Origin of the sequence: Streptomyces reniochalinae, from assembly GCF_003323735.1 — a bacterium.
Taxonomy (GTDB): domain Bacteria; phylum Actinomycetota; class Actinomycetes; order Streptomycetales; family Streptomycetaceae; genus Streptomyces; species Streptomyces reniochalinae.
The window spans coordinates 1-524 of sequence record NZ_QOIM01000004.1; the positions used below are offsets into that span (position 1 = coordinate 1).

The 524-nt window shown below is 66.2% G+C and carries 1 protein-coding gene; it reads left to right on the forward strand.

Going from position 1 to position 524, the window contains the following annotated elements; genetic code table 11:
- The coding region (locus DQ392_RS00015; protein WP_147266457.1) for an Hsp70 family protein at positions 1–524 on the forward strand (524 nt) is incomplete at both ends.

Sequence of the window (524 nt, forward strand, 5' to 3'; positions counted from 1 at the left end):
CCGGACGAGGTCGTGGCCATCGGTGCCAGCCTCCAGGCGGGTGTGCTCAAGGGTGAGGTCAAGGACGTCCTGCTGCTGGACGTGACGCCGCTGTCGCTCGGTATCGAGACCAAGGGCGGCATCATGACCAAGCTGATCGAGCGGAACACCACGATTCCCACGAAGCGCTCGGAGACCTTCACCACGGCGGAGGACAACCAGCCGTCGGTGCAGATCCAGGTCTTCCAGGGCGAGCGGGAGATCGCGGCGTACAACAAGAAGCTGGGCATGTTCGAGCTGACGGGTCTGCCGCCGGCGCCGCGGAACGTGCCGCAGATCGAGGTCACCTTCGACATCGACGCCAACGGCATCATGCACGTCTCGGCGAAGGACCTGGGCACGGGCAAGGAACAGAAGATGCAGGTCACCGGCGGGTCCAGCCTGCCGAAGGACGACATCGAGCGCATGATGCGCGAGGCCGAGCAGTACGCGGAGGAGGACCACAAGCGCCGCGAGGCCGCCGAGACCCGCAACCAGGCCGAGCA